Annotated in this window: 20 protein-coding genes; 13 read left to right on the plus strand and 7 right to left on the minus strand. The window is 64.5% G+C overall.

Annotated elements, in window-relative coordinates; all coding sequences use genetic code 11:
* The first annotated feature begins 22 nt into the window (after positions 1-22).
* From L867_RS0122785 to L867_RS26625, 3 genes are read left to right on the plus strand one after another with little or no spacing between them, the layout of a single operon-like run.
* Positions 23-556, plus strand: coding sequence for a methylamine dehydrogenase light chain (locus tag L867_RS0122785; RefSeq protein ID WP_028738971.1), 534 nt, complete (start codon positions 23-25; stop codon positions 554-556).
* Positions 549-1,001, plus strand: coding sequence for a c-type cytochrome (locus L867_RS0122790; protein ID WP_051439170.1), 453 nt, complete (start codon positions 549-551; stop codon positions 999-1,001). The genes L867_RS0122785 and L867_RS0122790 overlap by 8 nt, the downstream gene beginning before the upstream one ends.
* 13 nt (positions 1,002-1,014) lie before the next feature.
* The gene (locus tag L867_RS26625; protein WP_146086609.1) at positions 1,015-1,455 is read left to right on the plus strand and encodes a c-type cytochrome; all 441 of its coding nucleotides are present in this window, start codon (positions 1,015-1,017) and stop codon (positions 1,453-1,455) included.
* A 109-nt stretch (positions 1,456-1,564) separates the two neighbouring features.
* On the opposite strand, the gene L867_RS26205 is transcribed toward L867_RS26625, so the two are convergent.
* Together L867_RS26205 and L867_RS0122805 are read right to left on the minus strand one after the other, a co-directional pair.
* Positions 1,565-2,566, minus strand: a complete 1,002-nt coding sequence (locus L867_RS26205) for a pyridoxamine 5'-phosphate oxidase family protein (RefSeq protein ID WP_051439172.1) — start codon at positions 2,564-2,566, stop codon at positions 1,565-1,567.
* A gap of 155 nt (positions 2,567-2,721) precedes the next feature.
* Positions 2,722-3,333: a glutathione S-transferase family protein gene (locus tag L867_RS0122805; protein WP_028738974.1), complete on the minus strand. Its 612-nt coding sequence runs from the start codon at positions 3,331-3,333 to the stop codon at positions 2,722-2,724.
* A 122-nt stretch (positions 3,334-3,455) separates the two neighbouring features.
* Between L867_RS0122805 and L867_RS0122810 the strand changes: the two genes are divergently transcribed.
* Together L867_RS0122810 and L867_RS26210 are read left to right on the plus strand one after the other, a co-directional pair.
* Entirely contained in the window at positions 3,456-4,352 is an 897-nt protein-coding gene (locus L867_RS0122810) for a LysR family transcriptional regulator (RefSeq protein ID WP_028738975.1), read from the plus strand.
* A 124-nt stretch (positions 4,353-4,476) separates the two neighbouring features.
* Positions 4,477-4,728 (plus strand): hypothetical protein, encoded by a 252-nt coding sequence (locus L867_RS26210; protein WP_051439173.1) that lies wholly within the window; start codon positions 4,477-4,479, stop codon positions 4,726-4,728.
* A gap of 105 nt (positions 4,729-4,833) precedes the next feature.
* Here the strand turns inward: L867_RS26210 and L867_RS0122820 are convergent, their stop codons facing one another.
* Complete coding sequence (locus L867_RS0122820) at positions 4,834-5,100, minus strand: BON domain-containing protein (protein ID WP_028738976.1); 267 nt, start codon at positions 5,098-5,100, stop codon at positions 4,834-4,836.
* Positions 5,101-5,500: 400 nt separating this feature from the next.
* Here L867_RS0122820 and L867_RS0122825 point away from each other — a divergent pair, with 400 nt between their 5' ends.
* Entirely contained in the window at positions 5,501-7,189 is a 1,689-nt protein-coding gene (locus L867_RS0122825; protein WP_028738977.1) for a sensor histidine kinase, read from the plus strand.
* Positions 7,190-7,315: 126 nt separating this feature from the next.
* Complete coding sequence (locus L867_RS0122830; protein WP_051439174.1) at positions 7,316-7,549, plus strand: hypothetical protein; 234 nt, start codon at positions 7,316-7,318, stop codon at positions 7,547-7,549.
* A 4-nt stretch (positions 7,550-7,553) separates the two neighbouring features.
* On the opposite strand, the gene L867_RS26215 is transcribed toward L867_RS0122830, so the two are convergent.
* The 4 genes from L867_RS26215 to L867_RS0122850 all read right to left on the minus strand — a co-directional run bounded on the left by L867_RS26215 (position 7,554) and on the right by L867_RS0122850 (position 8,879).
* A complete protein-coding gene (locus L867_RS26215; RefSeq protein ID WP_051439175.1) occupies positions 7,554-7,853 on the minus strand; it encodes a hypothetical protein in 300 nt (99 codons plus the stop codon).
* Positions 7,850-8,125, minus strand: coding sequence for a hypothetical protein (locus L867_RS0122840; RefSeq protein ID WP_028738979.1), 276 nt, complete (start codon positions 8,123-8,125; stop codon positions 7,850-7,852). The genes L867_RS26215 and L867_RS0122840 overlap by 4 nt, the downstream gene beginning before the upstream one ends.
* Before the next feature lie 68 nt (positions 8,126-8,193).
* Positions 8,194-8,466 (minus strand): cysteine rich repeat-containing protein, encoded by a 273-nt coding sequence (locus L867_RS0122845; protein WP_028738980.1) that lies wholly within the window; start codon positions 8,464-8,466, stop codon positions 8,194-8,196.
* A 104-nt stretch (positions 8,467-8,570) separates the two neighbouring features.
* Complete coding sequence (locus L867_RS0122850) at positions 8,571-8,879, minus strand: hypothetical protein (protein ID WP_028738981.1); 309 nt, start codon at positions 8,877-8,879, stop codon at positions 8,571-8,573.
* Between the two features lie 188 nt (positions 8,880-9,067).
* Here L867_RS0122850 and L867_RS0122855 point away from each other — a divergent pair, with 188 nt between their 5' ends.
* The 6 genes from L867_RS0122855 to L867_RS0122880 all read left to right on the plus strand — a co-directional run bounded on the left by L867_RS0122855 (position 9,068) and on the right by L867_RS0122880 (position 16,233).
* Positions 9,068-9,796, plus strand: a complete 729-nt coding sequence (locus L867_RS0122855) for a response regulator (RefSeq protein ID WP_037174234.1) — start codon at positions 9,068-9,070, stop codon at positions 9,794-9,796.
* A complete protein-coding gene (locus L867_RS0122860) occupies positions 9,796-11,163 on the plus strand; it encodes a sensor histidine kinase (protein ID WP_028738983.1) in 1,368 nt (455 codons plus the stop codon). The genes L867_RS0122855 and L867_RS0122860 overlap by 1 nt, the downstream gene beginning before the upstream one ends.
* Before the next feature lie 381 nt (positions 11,164-11,544).
* Positions 11,545-13,185 (plus strand): globin-coupled sensor protein, encoded by a 1,641-nt coding sequence (locus tag L867_RS0122865; protein ID WP_028738984.1) that lies wholly within the window; start codon positions 11,545-11,547, stop codon positions 13,183-13,185.
* 135 nt (positions 13,186-13,320) lie between these two features.
* Positions 13,321-13,620, plus strand: coding sequence for an STAS domain-containing protein (locus L867_RS0122870; RefSeq protein ID WP_028738985.1), 300 nt, complete (start codon positions 13,321-13,323; stop codon positions 13,618-13,620).
* A complete protein-coding gene (cheY1, locus tag L867_RS0122875) occupies positions 13,617-13,982 on the plus strand; it encodes a chemotaxis response regulator CheY1 (RefSeq protein ID WP_028738986.1) in 366 nt (121 codons plus the stop codon). Before L867_RS0122870 ends, cheY1 begins: the two co-directional genes overlap by 4 nt.
* Positions 13,983-13,998: 16 nt before the next feature.
* Entirely contained in the window at positions 13,999-16,233 is a 2,235-nt protein-coding gene (locus L867_RS0122880) for a chemotaxis protein CheA (RefSeq protein ID WP_028738987.1), read from the plus strand.
* The last annotated feature ends 1 nt before the right edge of the window (position 16,234 follow it).

Raw genomic sequence — 16,234 nt, forward strand, 5'->3', positions numbered from 1 at the left:
CTAGCCCCACTGGAGAGAACCGATGATCAACCTCATTGATGGCCTGCTTCGCATGATCGACAAGGTCGCCGAACAAGGCACCCGTCAGGCCGCCCGTCAATATGGCCGCCGCAGCCTGCTGGCCAAGACCGGCGCCGCCCTGATCGGCGGGGCGTTGCTGCCGATCCTGCCCTTCGACCGCACCTTTGGCAGTGCCTTCGCCGCTGAAAGCGAAGACGAGACGGCCTGCGAATACTGGCGCTATTGCGCGCTCGACGGCAACCTCTGCAACACGTCCGGGGGCACTACGACATCCTGCCCGCCGGGCTCGTCGGCCTCCAAGGTCTCGTGGGTCGGCACCTGCCTCAACCCCAATGACGGCAAGGACTACCTCGTGTCCTACAACGACTGCTGCGGCAAGGCGCAGGTCACCGGCGCGACCTTCTGCTTCACCTCGGAGCGCGAGCGCCCCGGCTATCGCATGGGTCTCTACAACGACATCAACTGGTGCATGGCCAATGACGACAAGGGCTATCACTGCACGGTCGCTGTTCTTGTCGGGCTTGCCGATGAATAGACGAAACGGCTGGGCGGCCGCGACGGCCGCCCTTCTCCTGACCGCATCCCCGTCCGTTTCGCATGCCGATGGGACGGGCGAGGCGAAGTTCGCATCGGTCTGTGCCGCCTGTCATGGCGACAAGGGCGTCGGCACCGAAGGTCTGGCGCCGCCGCTCGTCGATCCCGCCCTCTGGCAGGCGCTCGGCGACAAGGCCCCGCGCTACATTGCCGGCGTGATGGCCGGCGGCATGAGCGGCAAGATCACGGCGAACGGGATAGACTATATCGGCTTGGTAATGCCGACCCAGGCCGAGTTGGGGGCCGACGACCTGGTGGCCATAGCGGCCTATGTGCTCAAGGATCTCAACGGGTTGCCGGCTGGCCCCGACAAGGCCGAAGTCGAGGCGGCGCTTGCCGCGCCGCCGAGCCACAAGGAACTGCGCGCCCTGCGCAAGGGGGAATGAGATGCGCCGCCTCATGTCTTGGAAAAGCCTGATCCTTACCGGTTGTCTCTCGGCATCGGCCGTGCCGGCCGCGGCCGATGGCCATTCCGCCAAGTTCAACTACCTCTTACGCTGTTCCGGTTGCCACGACCGGGACGGCACGGGCCTGCCGCGCGCCGGCATCCCGGCGCTGCCCGGCTACATCGATGCCTTTGCCGGCGACGATGACGGACGAACCTACATCACACACGTGCCGGGCGTCGTGGCGACCGGCCTGAACGACGCCGAGATCGCTGCGGTCCTCAACTACGTCATTGATGAATGGGGCGACCCGTCGCGGATCGAACCATTCACCGAAGCCGAAGTGACGCGGCGCAAGGCCATTCCGGTGAGCGACGTCGTCGCCTATCGACGCCAGATCGTCCAGAGGCTGAAGACCGGCGGCGTGGCGATCGCCGACTATCCCTGGCCTTGAACACAAAAACGTTGCGCTCGGGCGGCCAGCGGATTTCCAGTTGAAGGTGCAATAGGGGCGCGGGGCTCGCCGATGATCGATCGTCCGCTCGACCGAACCGCCGCCGTCTCTACGCCTTCGAAGTCGCCCGAAGCCTGCGTTCGGCCTCGGGCCAGCTGCCGGTCGCCAGGCTGCTCGGCGATAATCCGCCCTGTGCGAAAGTCCAGCGAAGCGGCAGGGCGTCCGGACGCCAGACAATTTTCTCCGGCATTACCCGCCACAGCCGCTCCGCCCCTTCGAAGGCCGCGATCTCCGGCGAATCGAGAATGACCTCGACCTTACCCGTCACCTGCAGCATCCCGCCCGTTTCGTGATCGACGAACAGCAGTCCGGCGCGTGGATTGACGATGAAATTGCCGAGCGTGTTGAAGAACAGGTTGCCGTTGAAGTCCGGCACGGTGAGGCCGCCGTCGGCATCGATGCGGACGAAACCCGGTTTGCCGCCGCGGTGCGAGACGTCCACTTGCCGCCCTAAATCGTCGCGATCCGCATAGGAGGCGACGAAGAAGGTATCGGCCGCCTCGATGATCCGGCGGGCGTCGTCGTCCAGCCGATCCGACAGAACCGCGGTCGGCGGGGACGGAGCCGCGGGATCGCGAGCCCAGCGGAAGTGGCGGTTCTGGATGTAACGCGGGCAGTTTCCGAAGCTCTGGCCGACACTCACGGCGAAGCGATCGTCTGAACTCCGGCTGATCGTGCCGTTCAGCCGGTTGCGCCGGCGGGTGACGAGATCGACGCCGACGAGACCCACCAGATCGCCATCCTCCATGCCGCGTTCGGCTGGATCCACCGGATCGCGCCGGGCCTCGACAACGAGCGTCAGCGGGTCCGGCGAATGCAGGAAGCCCGGCGTGCCGGCGCGGATGGTCGCCCAGGGCGCACCCTCCGGATCGACGGCGCCGATGACGATGAAGGGCAGCAGGGAATAGAATTCGCGGTGCTGGTCGAGGAGGAAGGGACGCAGCACCTTACGGCCGATCGGATCCATCTGGGCTGCAACGCCGACCGCGCGCTGCAGTTCCCGCTCGCCCTGATGCCAGGGCGAGGCTGGCCTTTCGAAGTCGTCAACCATGGTCGCCTCCTGTGAGAAAAGCGGCCGGGGAGCCCCGGCCGCCGATTGACCGCTAGAGCAGTTCCAGCAAAAGTGCGAAGCGGTTTTGCGTCCGGAACTGCGTGAAAACAAAGACATAGAGCATCTAAGGCGACTCCGTTTTCGCCGGAAATGCTCTAGGCCGCGAGACCGGCGGGCGTCTTGGCAAAGCCGAGGAAGCCGGGCAGGGCCTCGATCCGCGCCAGCCAGTCACGCACCGCGCCATAGGGCGCAAGGTCCACATTGCCTTCCGGCGCATTGACGATGTAGCTGTAGAGGGCGACGTCGGCGATCGTCGGTCGGTTGCCGGCAATGAAGGGATGCGCGGCAAGCTCCGCCTCGATCAGCTTGAGAATGCGGTGGGCGCGCGCAATGACTTCGTCCGCGCGGAAGTTCGCCCCGAAGACAGTGATCAGACGCGCCGCGGCCGGACCATAGGCGATCTCTCCGGCCGCCACCGACAGCCATTTCTGCACTTTCGCGACCGTCGCGAGATCGTCGCCCAGCCAGTCCTTGCGGCCGAGCTTGGTGGCCACATAGACGAGAATGGCGTTGGAATCGTTGACCACCACGCCCTCGTCTTCGAGAACCGGAACCTGGCCGAACGGATTGAGCTTCAGGAATTCCGGCGACTTGTGTTCGCCGTTCGGCAGGTCGACCTCGACGAGGTCTGCCTTCACGCCGAGCAGCGAGAGAAAGAGCACGGCGCGGTGGGCGTGGCCCGAGAGCGGATAGTGATAGAGTTTCATGACGGTTCCTTGGCTGGACTTTGCAGGGGGCGGTTTGAAGACATGCCAAGGACTAGCTGGTTCCAGTTTCCTGTAGTAGATATCGGTTTCGGAAGTTATCCTCTCAATTATCGGAATGGGCGATGGATCGGCTCGATGCCATGCGGGTTCTCCTGGCGGTCGTCGAAGGCGGCAGCCTGTCGGCCGCCTCGCGTGCCCTGCATTCGCCGCTGCCGACCGTCAGCCGCAAGATTTCGGAGCTCGAAGCGCATCTCGGCGTTCGCCTCGTCACCCGCACCAGCCGCAGGATCCTGCTGACCGAGGCCGGAGAAGGGTATGTCGGCGCGGCCCGTGAGATCCTCGGCCGGGTCGAGGAGGCCGAACGGCGGGCCGCCGGCGAATATCTGGCGCCGAAGGGCGATCTGACCATGACGGCGCCGATCGTCTTCGGTCGGCTGCATGTGCTGCCGGTGATCACCGAATTCCTCAAGGCCTTCCCGGACATCAACATGCGGCTGACGATGAGCGACAGGAATGTCAGCCTGGCCGATGAGCATATCGACGTGGCGCTGCGGATCAGTCCGCTGTCGGAAAACAACCTGATCGCCACCCGCATCGGTTCGATCCGCCGCACCGTCTATGCGAGCCCCGACTATCTGCTGCGCCATCCGGCGCCGCTGCATCCGCGCGACCTTGCCGCCCATGACTGCGTTGCCTTCGAGGGCATCCTGTCGGCCCAGTCCTGGACCTTCGAGGAAGACCGGCAGGAAATCGTCGTGCCGGTGCGGCCGCGATTGTCGGTGAACACCGCCGAGGCGGCGGTGGATGCGGCCGTCTCCGGCCTCGGCATCACGCGGGTCATGTCTTATCAGGCCCGGCGTGCGGTGGAGGGCGGCTTGCTTGTGCCGCTGCTCGAGGCGTTCGAACAGCCGGCCACTCCCGTCCACCTCGTCCATCTGTCGCAGGGGCTGATCCCGCTGAAGCTCAGGGCCTTCCTCGATTTCGCCGCGCCGCGGCTGCGGGCCGCCCTGTTGCGGTGAGCGCCAAAATCCTGTTGGCGGCTGCAGCGGCAAGGCAGCGCTAAGGCCACGGCGTAAAAAACCGTCCGGCGGCGGGAACCATGCGCTCCCTCCAGTCGTTTGTTGCGATGAGGAGGAGTTTGTCATGGATGGAATCTATTGCGACGTCGTTCCCCACGCGAACGGATGGGTGTTTCTCTCGGACGGCGGCCAGTCGCCGGCCTATCCGAGCTATCGGCTCGCCGTCGAGGCAGCGCACCGTCACATGCAGAGTGTGGGAAAGCGCCGCGCCATGATCCTGCGTGAGCAGGGTCTCAACGGGCGCATGCAGCGGATTGGCGATGTCTCGATCTATTGTCTGCCCCGCCAGGTCCCGGGTGTGACCGAGGCTCGCTAGGCCATGCCACGCAGGTGGCGGCCATTCAACAATGTACCCCGGCCATCCGCGCGGATGGCTGGGGTTGATTCGTTCGGGTCGTTCGACGACAGGGCGCGTTCGTCTTCAGCCGACCTGGAGATCGTGGGTAATCTTTTCGACCCCCGGCACGGCCAGCACGATTTCGAGCGCGCGGTCGATTTCCGCCTCGTCCGTCATCGTGCCGGACAGAAAGATGGTGGATCCCGATGCGGTCACCGTCAGGCGGGACGCGTCTATGCCTTGCGATATCGCCAATTGCCGGGCGACCGCAGTCTCCAGCGGTTCTTCGTTTTGGTGCTCGAGTTCCACGACCGGCTTTTCGTCGTGAAAGCGTTGCGGCTTGAATACCATGGTGTCCTCCTTGCGCGGCGTATGCGCCCTAACGCGCGAGGCGCCTTTTGGTTCGCCGGCGCGGCCGAGGTTTTTAGTTCGAGGGCGGCGGTCGCCGCGTATCGTCCTTCCGCGGATCTTACGGAACGGGGAAGAGAAGCATGGCAGATAAAGGCCACGGCGCACTGTCCGATCCGCCTTTCTTGCGACAGGCCTTACGGGCGGAGCTGCGCGCGCCGATTGTCCGTGAGGGGTCGGGAGCGGCAGGATAATATTGCCGCAGCCGCGGTGGTCGGTTGGCATCGCCCGGAACCTGCTATATCACTCAATGAGATAGAAGTGTTGCGATTGGGAGGGCGGACGATGGCACACGACGAAGGCCGGCCCGCATCGGTGAGCCTGTCGAGGATGTGGCGCACGCATGGGTAGGCTGGTGCGCCTGTTCCCGACGGCCTCGATCGGGTCCTATCTCGTCGCGATGGCCATCCTCGCGACATTGCCTTTGCTCGGCTTCGTGGTCTTTCTTCTGTACGAGCTGGAGCGCAGCGAATACGAAGCGCTGCGCCAGGAAGCGGCACAGGATGCGCAGACGATCAGCCGAAATTTCGAACGCAAGCTCGAGGACATGTCGACGACGCTGCGGCTGCTGTCCGGGGCAGCCGAACTCGCGGCGGGAGACCTCGGCGCTTTCCACCAGCGCACCGCCTCGAGCCTTGGCGCCGGTTCGCTCTACGTGCTGTTGGTCGATGCCGATGGCAACCAGATGCTCAATACCCGCGTTCCCTATGGTTCGCCGCTGAAGCCGATGTCGAATTTCTCCACGCTGAAGGCTGCACTGACCTCCGGGGAGATCGAGGCGTCGGGCATCTTCTTCGGCGCGACGAGCCGGCAATGGGTTTTCAATCTCATCATGCCGCTGTCGCCGCAGTGGCGTGACACCTCCGGCGCTGCCCTGGTGCTCACCCAGAACGCCGGCGATCTGGTCAGCATGACGACCACCGACATCCTGCCGCCCGGGTGGTCGGCTGCCGTGATCGATGCCGACGACAAGGTCATCGTGTCGAGTGGACCGGACAATATTCCCTCCGGCGGCGCCTTCCCCGAAAACCTGACAAGGCTGATCACCGGCTCAAACGGCGCCATCGCCACCACCGTCGATGACGAGCAGGTCATGCTGGGCTATGCGCGGGTTGCGGAATGGCCCTGGCGCGTTGCCATCTGGGGGCCGGTGTCGAGCGCGCAGGCCTCGCTCGCCAGCACCTGGCAGAGCCTCTTCTACGGCAGCGTGACCCTGCTCGCCGCAAGTCTCGGCATCGTGCTGGCCGCGGCTCACCAGCTGCGCCGTTCGATCCGCCAGATCGCCAGCATGGCGGAGCGCATCGGCCGCGGTGAGATCGTCTCTCCGGAAATGACCAAGGTGACCGAGGCCAACCAGGTGGCGATCGCGCTGTCCAATGCCTCCTTCGATCGCGCCGAGGCGGAAGAGCGCGTGCATTTCATCCTCCAGGAACTGGTCCACCGGACCAAGAATATCCTGTCTCTCGTGCAGGCGATGCTGCGTCAGCTGGCCCGCGGCACGGACAGCGTCGACGAGCTGCAGAAGGCTGTCGGCGGCCGGCTGGCGGGCCTTGCGCAGTCGATCGAGGCGCTGGCCAGGCAGCAATGGGGCGGCATCCCGCTATCGACGGTGATCGAATTGCAGTTGTCGGCGGTTGCGGGCTCCATGGGCCGGATCGAGACGCGCGGCGAGGATCTGCTGGCCAACGCCAATGCCGTGCAGAATCTCGGTCTTGTCTTCTATGAGCTGGCTACGAATTCGGTGAAATACGGCGCCTTGTCCGTCCCGGATGGGCGCGTGCTGATCGAATGGGATGTTGTGGATGGCGAGGACGGGGCGAAGGATCTGGGCCTGCGCTGGACCGAGGCAGGTGGCCCCCCGGTGGTGAAGCCGTCGCGGCAGGGTTTCGGCTCCACGGTGATCGAGCGCCACGCGGCCGCGGCCTTCAGCGGCAAGGTGGTCATCGATTTCGACGAAAGCGGCCTGCGCTGGTCGTTGACCGCGCCGCTTTCCGGCATCGAGAACCCGCTCGCCCACGGCGACCACGCGTAGAACGCCTTGCCCATGCCGGCCTTCTTGACCTGGAACCTTTGCCATCGGTTGCGTGTTTGATCCCATGCGCCGGTTCAGGCGCGCCCGTCAAACAGGATGCGCTCTGCGGATCGATGCGAGGTTCCCATGCGAAAGAAACCCTATGCCTATGACGCGGCCGGCGACATCCGCAAGGATGCGGCGCCGCAGTTCGTCGGCACCCGGCACGGCGGCGACAACAACGGCGTGGCAAGCGCCAAGCCGACCGTCATCACCGGCTCCGAGGATGCGACCGTCAACAAATGGCCGCCGGGAAAGACGAACCCGCCCAAGGATTGGGATCTGAACTACGATCCGACCGACCATTCCGGCCACGAATGAGCGGTCAGGAAGACGAACCGCCAGCGTTCTCGCCGCGAAGACGCTTGATCGCCGTGGCTCGTTCTCGCGCTGCGGCCAGGATGGCGCGGATCTCACCCGATTTCTCCGCGCCCGAGGCATAGCCCGCAGACGGGGTGAGGCCGGGATCCTCCGCGCCGTCGGTCGGGAATACGTCCTGTTCCAAATTCTGCACGATGCCGGCGACCGTGTCCGGTCCCATCATCACCGCAGCCAGCAGGGAGACGAGAATCTCCCGGTGGGCGTTCAGCTTGCCTTCGATTTCCTGCCTTGGAAGATCGGTCATCTCTCGCTCCTTTTTGATGTCGCCGTCATCGTGGGCTTGATACCCGCGTAAGGGAACAATGAAACGGCGGAAAAGAGCGGGCCGTTCCCCGGCTCCAGCCGGAACCGTTCGAGCAGGGCCGGTGTGTTCTTCTTCGCGTTGCCCAGCGTCTTGGCATCATAGGGGACGGGCAGGTAGGCGTCCGCGGCGGGATTCCACACATCCTGGTCGATGCCGTTGACGATGCCCTGCAAGCGGTCGATGCGCTTGCGCAGCACGCGGTGCAAACCCATGCCGAAGTTCGGGTACAGGATTTCCCGCCTATAGGGCACGCCGCCAAGGGGCGGCCTGCCGTGACGGGTCAGGGCGTCATCGCCTCGGTCAGCGCCGTCCGGCACTCCGGCTTGACCGACGCCTCGTGCTGCTGCAGGCACTGGGCGACGCGGCCGCCGCCATATTCGATGCCTTTGCAGAACTGCTGGATATCGGCCTTGCACACGCGGATCACCTTGTAGGCCTTGGCCCGCATTTCTGGCGTGGGCTGGGTCTGGGCATGAGCCGGCAGGGCGCAAAGGGTCAGGGTGGCCGCAAGCGCCGCAAGCGCAGGCAGGCGGCGGGGGAGATGTTCATGCATGGTTGTGTTCCTTCCGTTCGGAGTTGGCTTTTCGCTGAGGCGGATCCGGCGGCGGGTACGGTGGAGAGAGACCCGCCGCCGGACATCATGAAGGCGGGCGGGGGTCACCAGTGGACTTCGCCTTCACGATAGACTGTCCCGCCGTTCGGCCCCGTGGTGGTGCTGGAGCCCTGGCAGGAATGAGTGGACGGATCGCAGGTGACGGAGCCGGTGCGCGTCGCGGTGTTGCCGTAAGGGCTGGTCCGCGTGACGCTGCGGCTGCAGCTGTTGCCGCTGCAGGAACCGCTGCCGTTGATCGTTGACGTGCCCTGGTTCGTGGTAACGGTCCGGTTGCGGCTCCAGGCACCGGCCTCGGAGACGGTCATGACCGTCAGCGTCGCGGCGATCAGTCCAGTGGCAATCTGCTTCATCATGGTGTGATCCTCGTCCTGTGCGCCGACCAAGCTCGGCAAGTGATGACGATCCAAGACTGGCAGTGGAATGTAGGGGCTGATTTTCGGCCGGGTGTCGTTTCGTAACGAAGCGCTGTCGCCATGTTGCATTTTGTAACAGAGGGCTCGAACCTCTTGATCGGGAACGGTCTTCCCCGCATTCTGGCCCGATGACAAGCCACCCGATCAACCAGCCGCAGACTATCCTGATTGTCGACGACGACGCCGATATCCGCCGGCTCGTGGCCGATCTCCTGCGTCGTGAAGGCTACCGCGTGGAGCTGGCGGAAGACGGCGCCGAACTCGATGTCGTGCTGCGCCGGACGTCGGTCGACCTGTTTGTCCTCGATCTCATGTTGCCGGGCGAAGATGGGCTCAGCCTCTGCCGACGCATCCGCACCGATCAGGACACCCCGATCCTGATGCTGACGGCCAAGGGCGACGAGACCGACCGGGTGATCGGCCTGGAGCTCGGTGCCGACGACTATCTCGTCAAGCCGTTCGGCACGCGGGAACTCCTGGCGCGCATCCGCGCCCTGCTGCGCCGCGCCGGTCAGAAGCCCCGCGCGGCGGCGACCCGCCGCTTCGCTTTCGATCGTTTCCTCGTCGATCTGGACGCACGCCTGTTGACCCTGGATGACGGAGCGCCGGTTCCGCTGACCAGCAGCGAATTCGACCTGCTCGCCTGCTTCGTCACCCGTCCGCGCCGCGTCCTGTCGCGCGACCAGATCCTCGACTGGACCCACGGGCGCCTCTCCGATCCCTTCGACCGGACGGTCGACATTCTCGTCTCGCGGCTTCGCAAGAAGCTGGATGCGGCTAGTCCCGGCACCGGGCTTATCACGACGGTGCGCAACAACGGCTATCTGCTGACCGCGATGGTCCGGCAGGTGCCGTAATGGTGAGGTTCAGCCTCTCCGCCCGGCTCGTCGCCATCGTCGGCACGGCACTGCTGGCCATCTGGGTCATGCTCCTGTCGTCCATCTACCTGACGAACGGCCTGCGCAGCGCCGCAGCCCTGCCGGCGCCGGCGCAGGTCGCGGCGATCGTCGATATCGTCAGACGGGCCGAACCCGCGATACGCCCGCAACTGATCCAGGCGTTCAACTCGGCCATCCTCGAACTCAGGCTCGAGGACGACCTGGCGGGATCCAATGCCGGTATCGACGTCGACGTGATGTCGGACGAGCGCTTCGAACCCTATCGCCGGGCGCTGGGTGAAAACCTGCTGGCCGTGACCATGCTGGCGCTCAACGGCGAGCGGTCGCGGATGCCGCGCCTGTTCGGGGGGGACGGCAATCCCATCGAATTCGCCGTGGCGCTGGAGGGCGCCCATGTGCTCATTCTGGAAACCCGCACGCCATTTCTGGTCGCCTGGTTCGGCCTGCCGGTCGGGCTCGGGGCCGGCCTGGTCGGCTCGCTGTTCGCACTGGTCGCCGTCCTTGTCCTGCATCGCGAACTGCGACCCCTTCGCCGCCTTGCCGCCGCCGTCGACGAGATGGATCCGGCGGCGGCACCCGTGCCCGTGCCGGATGTCCGCTTCAGCGCGCCGGAGACGCGCACGCTGGTCCAGGCTTTCGCGCGGCTGCAGACGCGGCTGCATGCGATGATCGCGGCGCGGCTGGCGCTGATCGGCGGCATCCAGCACGACGTGCGCACTTTTGCGACACGGCTGCGGCTACGGGCCGAACAGATCCCCGATGAGGCGGAGCGCGATCGCGCCATCGCCGACATCGGCGACATGATCCAGTTGCTCGACAATGCGCTGCTCGCCGGTCGGGCGGGCGTCGGATCGCTCGACGAGGAATTGCTGGAGATCGCCCCGATCGTCGAGGGCGAGATATTCGAGAGCGACATTCCGCTCGAGAACCGGACGCTCGCGATCCGGCCGGCGGCGGTCTCGGCCATGCTGATCGGAGACCGGCTGGCGCTACGCCGCATCGTGTCCAACCTCGTCGGCAATGCGATCAAGTACGGCCGCGCAGCCCATGTCGTGCTTGATGTCGAGGCCCGATGGATCGTCCTGACCGTGGATGACGATGGACCCGGAATTCCCGTGGCGGACCGCGAACTTCTGTTCGAACCCTTCGTCCGGCTGGAAGCCTCGCGGGCTCGCAAGACCGGTGGCGCCGGGCTTGGCCTGGCGGTCGTGCGCAGCCTTGTCGAGGCGCAGGGGGGCGGCATCACGGTCAGCGACGCGCCGCGTGGCGGCGCGCGTTTCACTGTCCGGTTGCCGTTGTTTTCCGGCCCCTGTTCGCCGGAGTGAGGAAACGCTACACTCAGGCGCGCAGCAATCGGGCCCTGCAACCCCGGTGGTTACGGTTTTCCCTTGCGATTACGGGGTTTGTGCCATTCGTTGAAGATTTATTAACCTTCGCGCAAGAAATTAGCCATACAGATTAATGAATACGTCGGAGTGGGATCTGCGCAAGGCAGGTTTCCGTCGGGCATGACGCCGTCCCGCCGTACCGGTTTCGATCCGGTATGAAGCATTCATTGAAGTGGTTCCCGGAACAATCTTCGGTGAAAGCGGATCTGGTTGTCTCGCCGCTTTCGGCACGCTTCATTTCCGCAATCTCGTCGACATGCCTGGGGAAGTTTAATTGGCCGCCTTCAGACAAGGAGCGGCCGTGTGCGGGGATTGGCAGTGGGGCAGGTTTCGCCGGCAGATCGGGCGGCAAGCGCACAGGCGGGTAGCCTGCGCGACCGGCTGCGCTTTGCCGGCCTTGGCGAAGCGGATTGCGATCTGCTGCGCCGGTATCGCCACCTTCTCGAGCCCAACCTCAAGACCGGCATTCGCGATCTTTTCCAGCGCCTCCAGACCCTTCCCGATGCGGCGCGCAATTTCTCCAGCGAGCGGCAGTTCGATCGGCTGCACGACCTGCTGTCCTCCCATTGGGACGTCCTCACCGATGCGCGCTTCGACGCGCTCTACGCTGAACGGGTCAAGGTGCTCTCCGACACCGAAAGCCGCATGGGTCTCGATCCGCGCTGGCATATTGCCGGCCATGCGGTGGTCATGGAGCACCTGCTGCAGGCGGTAATGGGCGATCTGGCCGGCCGCGGCCTGCTGCCCGGAAACCGCAAGCGGCAGCGCGAAATCGCCGATCTCGTCGGCGCCATCGTCCGGCTGGTCATGGTGGATGTCGAAATCGCCGTATCGCTGCGGTTCAACGAACTGCGCGTCAAGCACCACCGCGATCTCGCGGCACAGCGCGAGCGCGACCGGCTGGAGGTCGAGGAGATCTTCGGCCCCGTATTTCGTGCGCTTGCCGGCCGTGACCTGACCGCCCGTACCATCGCCGATGTGCCCGAACACTATGTCGAGCTTGCCACCTCGCTGAACACGGCGATAGAGCAGATGCAGTCGGCATTGCTCGACACGGAAGAAAAGCTGAAGACGTCCCTGACCGGCGCGCAGGCTATTGCCGGCGCTGCCAACGACTATGCCGGCCGTGCGGAGAGCCAGTCCACCCGCCTCGACGATGCCTCCCGTTCGCTCGAAGCCCTGACCGGCGGCGTGCGCGACAGCGCGGCAAAGACGCGCCGGGCCGAGGAACGGGTCTCGGTGACGCAAAAGGCGGTCGAAGCGAGCGGCACGGTCGCCGGCCAGGCGATCACCGCCATGTCCGACATCGAGGCCTCCGCCGAACAGATCGGCCATATCATCGGCTCGATCGACGAAATCGCCTTCCAGACAAATCTTCTGGCGCTCAATGCCGGCATCGAGGCCGCCCGTGCCGGCGACAGCGGCCGCGGTTTTGCCGTCGTGGCCCAGGAAGTGCGCGCGCTGGCCCAACGGTCGGCCGAGGCCGCGCGCGAGATCAAGGCACTGGTCGCGACCACCAAGTCACAGGTCGATACCGGCGTGGACATAGTCGGACGCACCCAGAAGGCGATCGGCGATATCGTCGTCCAGGTTGGCGGTATCAGCGAGACGGTTTCTGACATTGCCCAGGCAACCGACAGCCAGGCTGCGGAACTGGCTTCCGTGGCGGGGATCGTAGCGGGTCTCGGCGGCGAAGTTGCCGAGAGCGCCGATTTCGCCCGTCGCTCAAGCGGCGGGGCGGACGATCTGCACACGGTCATCCTTGAGCTTGGCCGTACGGTACGGGAATTCCATTTCGAGCGGCAGTCGAGGGCGCCGATGCCGGCCAGCCCGCAGATCCGCATTTCGCCGACCGCGCCGCGCTCGACTTCCGCGACGGCCGGTCTGCCGGAACCGGAGAATTACGCTTTCGACGACGAATTTAGCTTCCCGGTCCATATCGCGGGTCTTGGAGGTTGAGGGGATTGTTTACCAACTTCAGATACACAGGAAGTATTGGGCGGGCAATGCGACCATCGGGAGGGCGGACAAGGGTTCCGCCGCCCGAGCACCACGGTCGGGTTGCGGCGGTCCCGCAAGACAAGGAAAGAACTGATGGCTGCTAAGAAAGGCGAACAGAAGAGCTTGAAACTGTCCGCTGTGCTCGACCTGAACGAGGCCTCGAATCTCAAGGCCAATCTCATGTCCATGCGCGGTGCCGGATTGGCGATCGACGCTTCGGGCGTTGAGCGTATCGGCGCCCAGTGCGCACAGATCCTGGTGGCCGGAGCCAAGGCATGGGAGGCGGACAAGAAGCCCTTCTCCTATGCAAAGGCATCCGATGCCTTCCTCAAGACACTTCAACTGATAGGCGTGAACATAGATCATCTGCTCGCCAAGGAGATCCGGCAATGAAGAAAAAAGTGCTTACCGTGGATGATTCCAGAACCATCCGGAACATGCTGCTGGTTACCCTCAACAATGCGGGTTTCGAGACCATTCAGGCCGAAGACGGCGTCGAGGGCCTGGAAGTCCTCGAAGAATGCAATCCCGATGTGATCGTCACCGACATCAACATGCCGCGCCTCGACGGTTTCGGCTTCATCGAAGGTGTTCGGCGCAACGAAAAATACCGTGCCATTCCGATCCTCGTTCTGACGACGGAAAGCGACGCGGAAAAGAAGAACCGCGCCCGCCAGGCCGGGGCGACTGGCTGGATCGTCAAGCCTTTCGATCCGACCAAACTGATCGATGCCATCGAGCGTGTAACCGCCTAAGCCGGGAATTTCTCCTATGGATATGAACGAAATCAAAGAGATCTTTTTCCAGGAGTGCGAGGAGCAGCTCGCCGAACTGGAGTCCGGTCTTCTGAAAATGAATGACGGGGATCACGATCCGGAGACGATCAATGCCGTTTTCCGGGCCGTGCACTCGATCAAGGGCGGCGCTGGTGCCTTCGGTCTGGATGACCTTGTGGCATTCGCGCACGTCTTCGAGACGACTCTCGATTGCGTTCGATCCAATAAGCTCGAGCCTGGCCCTGAAGTGATGAAGGTCATGCTCAAGTCGGCCGACGTCCTGGCTGACCTGACCAATGCCGCCCGTGACGGCGGCAGCGTCGAGCCTTCCCGCTCCAGCGGCCTGGTCAAGGAACTCGAGGCGCTGGCGAATGGCGAAATGCCACATGCCAGCGCTCCCGCTCCGGTCGCAGCCCCGAAGCCGGTCGCCAAGGCTGCTGCGGCCCCGGCGCCGAGCGACGACAGCGGCTTCCAGCCGATCCCGTTCTCGTTCGACGACGACTTCGGCGGCGAGCCGCCGGTCGCTGCACAGACCTTCGACATTTCCTTCAAACCGCGTCATGACCTCTACGCCAAGGGCAACGAGGCCGCTCTTCTGCTGCGCGATCTCTCGCGCATCGGCGAGATGAGCATCCATTGCGACACGGACAGCCTGCCCTCGCTTGAGGACCTGGATCCGGAAGCCGCCTATTTCTCCTGGAAGATCCAGATCACCACGGATAAGGGCGAGGAGGGCGTCCGCTCGGTCTTCGAATTCGCCGAGTGGGACTGCGACCTCGAAATCAAGCTGCATGAGGAAACCAAGGATGCGTCGGCCGGCGAAGAGCCGCCGATGATCCCGGTTCCCTTCGATCTGTCGATCCTCGACAGCCCCGGCGAAGATGCGGTTGCGGAGGCTGTCGAAGCGGCCGAAACGGCCAGCAACGTGGTTAAGCTCGCCGCTGGCGCCGCCAAGCACGAGAAGAAGGAAACGCCTGCGGCCGCCGCTGCCGCCGCTGCCGCCGCCCAGAACAACGCCGCCGCCGGCCAGACGATCCGCGTCGATCTCGATCGCGTCGACCGCCTGATCAACCTCGTCGGCGAGTTGGTCATCAACCAGGCGATGCTCTCGCAGAGCGTCATCGAGAACGACAACAACGGCACCTCGTCCATCAACATGGGCCTCGAGGAACTGCAACAGCTGACGCGCGAAATCCAGGACTCGGTCATGGCGATCCGCGCGCAGCCTGTGAAGCCGGTCTTCCAGCGCATGTCGCGTATCGTTCGTGAAGTGGCCGACATGGTCGGCAAGTCGATCCGCCTCGTCACCGAAGGTGAAAACACCGAAGTCGACAAGACGGTCATCGACAAGCTTGCCGAACCGCTCACCCACATGATCCGCAATGCCGTCGACCACGGCATTGAAAGCCCCGAGAAGCGCGCCGCCGCCGGCAAGGACCCGGAAGGCACCATCAAGCTCACCGCGAAGCATCGCTCCGGCCGTATCGTCATCGAACTGGTCGACGACGGTGCCGGTATCAACCGCGAGCGCGTGAAGCAGAAGGCGATCGACAACGAACTGATCGCCGCCGACTCCAACCTGACCGACGAAGAAATCGACAACCTGATCTTCGCGCCGGGCTTCTCGACTGCTGACAAGATCTCCGACATCTCCGGCCGTGGCGTCGGCATGGACGTGGTCAAGCGCTCGATCCAGGCTCTCGGTGGTCGTATCTCGATCACATCGCGCCCGGGCCATGGCTCGACCTTCACCATGAGCCTGCCGCTGACGCTCGCCGTTCTCGACGGCATGGTGGTCACCGTCGCCGGCCAGACGCTCGTCGTTCCGCTCACAGCAATCGTCGAAACGCTCCAGCCGGAAGCGCAGAACATCCATTCCTTCGGCGCCAACCAGCGCCTCATCTCGATCCGCAACAGCTTCTGCCCGCTGGTCGATGTCGGTCGGATCCTGAACTTCCGCAATACCCAGGCCAACCCGATCGACGGCGTTGCCCTGCTGGTCGAATCCGAAGGCGGCGGCCAGCGTGCCCTGATGGTCGATGCCATCCAGGGTCAGCGTCAGGTCGTCATCAAGAGTCTCGAGGCAAACTACACCCATGTGCCAGGCATCGCCGCGGCAACGATCCTCGGAGATGGCCGCGTCGCGCTCATCCTCGACGTCGATGCCGTCGTCTCTGCCTCGCGCGGCCAGTCGCTCAAACAGGAAATGTCTTTAGCTGTCGCAGGTTAGT

Source organism: Paenirhizobium selenitireducens ATCC BAA-1503 (assembly GCF_000518785.1).
Taxonomy (GTDB): domain Bacteria; phylum Pseudomonadota; class Alphaproteobacteria; order Rhizobiales; family Rhizobiaceae; genus Allorhizobium; species Allorhizobium selenitireducens.

Excerpts from the sequence above, each read along its gene's own strand:
- L867_RS0122880 (WP_028738987.1), top strand. The coding sequence starts at position 13,999 with ATGGATATGAACGAAATCAAAGAGATCTTTTTCCAGGAGTGCGAGGAG.
- L867_RS0122790 (WP_051439170.1), top strand. The coding sequence starts at position 549 with ATGAATAGACGAAACGGCTGGGCGGCCGCGACGGCCGCCCTTCTCCTG.
- L867_RS26215 (WP_051439175.1), bottom strand. The coding sequence starts at position 7,853 with ATGACCGATCTTCCAAGGCAGGAAATCGAAGGCAAGCTGAACGCCCAC.
- L867_RS26205 (WP_051439172.1), bottom strand. The coding sequence starts at position 2,566 with ATGGTTGACGACTTCGAAAGGCCAGCCTCGCCCTGGCATCAGGGCGAG.
- L867_RS0122820 (WP_028738976.1), bottom strand. The coding sequence starts at position 5,100 with ATGGTATTCAAGCCGCAACGCTTTCACGACGAAAAGCCGGTCGTGGAA.
- L867_RS0122825 (WP_028738977.1), top strand. The coding sequence starts at position 5,501 with ATGGGTAGGCTGGTGCGCCTGTTCCCGACGGCCTCGATCGGGTCCTAT.
- L867_RS0122840 (WP_028738979.1), bottom strand. The coding sequence starts at position 8,125 with ATGGGTTTGCACCGCGTGCTGCGCAAGCGCATCGACCGCTTGCAGGGC.
- L867_RS26625 (WP_146086609.1), top strand. The coding sequence starts at position 1,015 with ATGTCTTGGAAAAGCCTGATCCTTACCGGTTGTCTCTCGGCATCGGCC.
- L867_RS0122855 (WP_037174234.1), top strand. The coding sequence starts at position 9,068 with ATGACAAGCCACCCGATCAACCAGCCGCAGACTATCCTGATTGTCGAC.
- L867_RS0122870 (WP_028738985.1), top strand. The coding sequence starts at position 13,321 with ATGGCTGCTAAGAAAGGCGAACAGAAGAGCTTGAAACTGTCCGCTGTG.
- L867_RS0122845 (WP_028738980.1), bottom strand. The coding sequence starts at position 8,466 with ATGCATGAACATCTCCCCCGCCGCCTGCCTGCGCTTGCGGCGCTTGCG.
- L867_RS0122830 (WP_051439174.1), top strand. The coding sequence starts at position 7,316 with ATGCGAAAGAAACCCTATGCCTATGACGCGGCCGGCGACATCCGCAAG.
- L867_RS0122785 (WP_028738971.1), top strand. The coding sequence starts at position 23 with ATGATCAACCTCATTGATGGCCTGCTTCGCATGATCGACAAGGTCGCC.
- L867_RS26210 (WP_051439173.1), top strand. The coding sequence starts at position 4,477 with ATGGATGGAATCTATTGCGACGTCGTTCCCCACGCGAACGGATGGGTG.
- L867_RS0122860 (WP_028738983.1), top strand. The coding sequence starts at position 9,796 with ATGGTGAGGTTCAGCCTCTCCGCCCGGCTCGTCGCCATCGTCGGCACG.
- L867_RS0122850 (WP_028738981.1), bottom strand. The coding sequence starts at position 8,879 with ATGATGAAGCAGATTGCCACTGGACTGATCGCCGCGACGCTGACGGTC.
- L867_RS0122810 (WP_028738975.1), top strand. The coding sequence starts at position 3,456 with ATGGATCGGCTCGATGCCATGCGGGTTCTCCTGGCGGTCGTCGAAGGC.
- cheY1 (WP_028738986.1), top strand. The coding sequence starts at position 13,617 with ATGAAGAAAAAAGTGCTTACCGTGGATGATTCCAGAACCATCCGGAAC.
- L867_RS0122805 (WP_028738974.1), bottom strand. The coding sequence starts at position 3,333 with ATGAAACTCTATCACTATCCGCTCTCGGGCCACGCCCACCGCGCCGTG.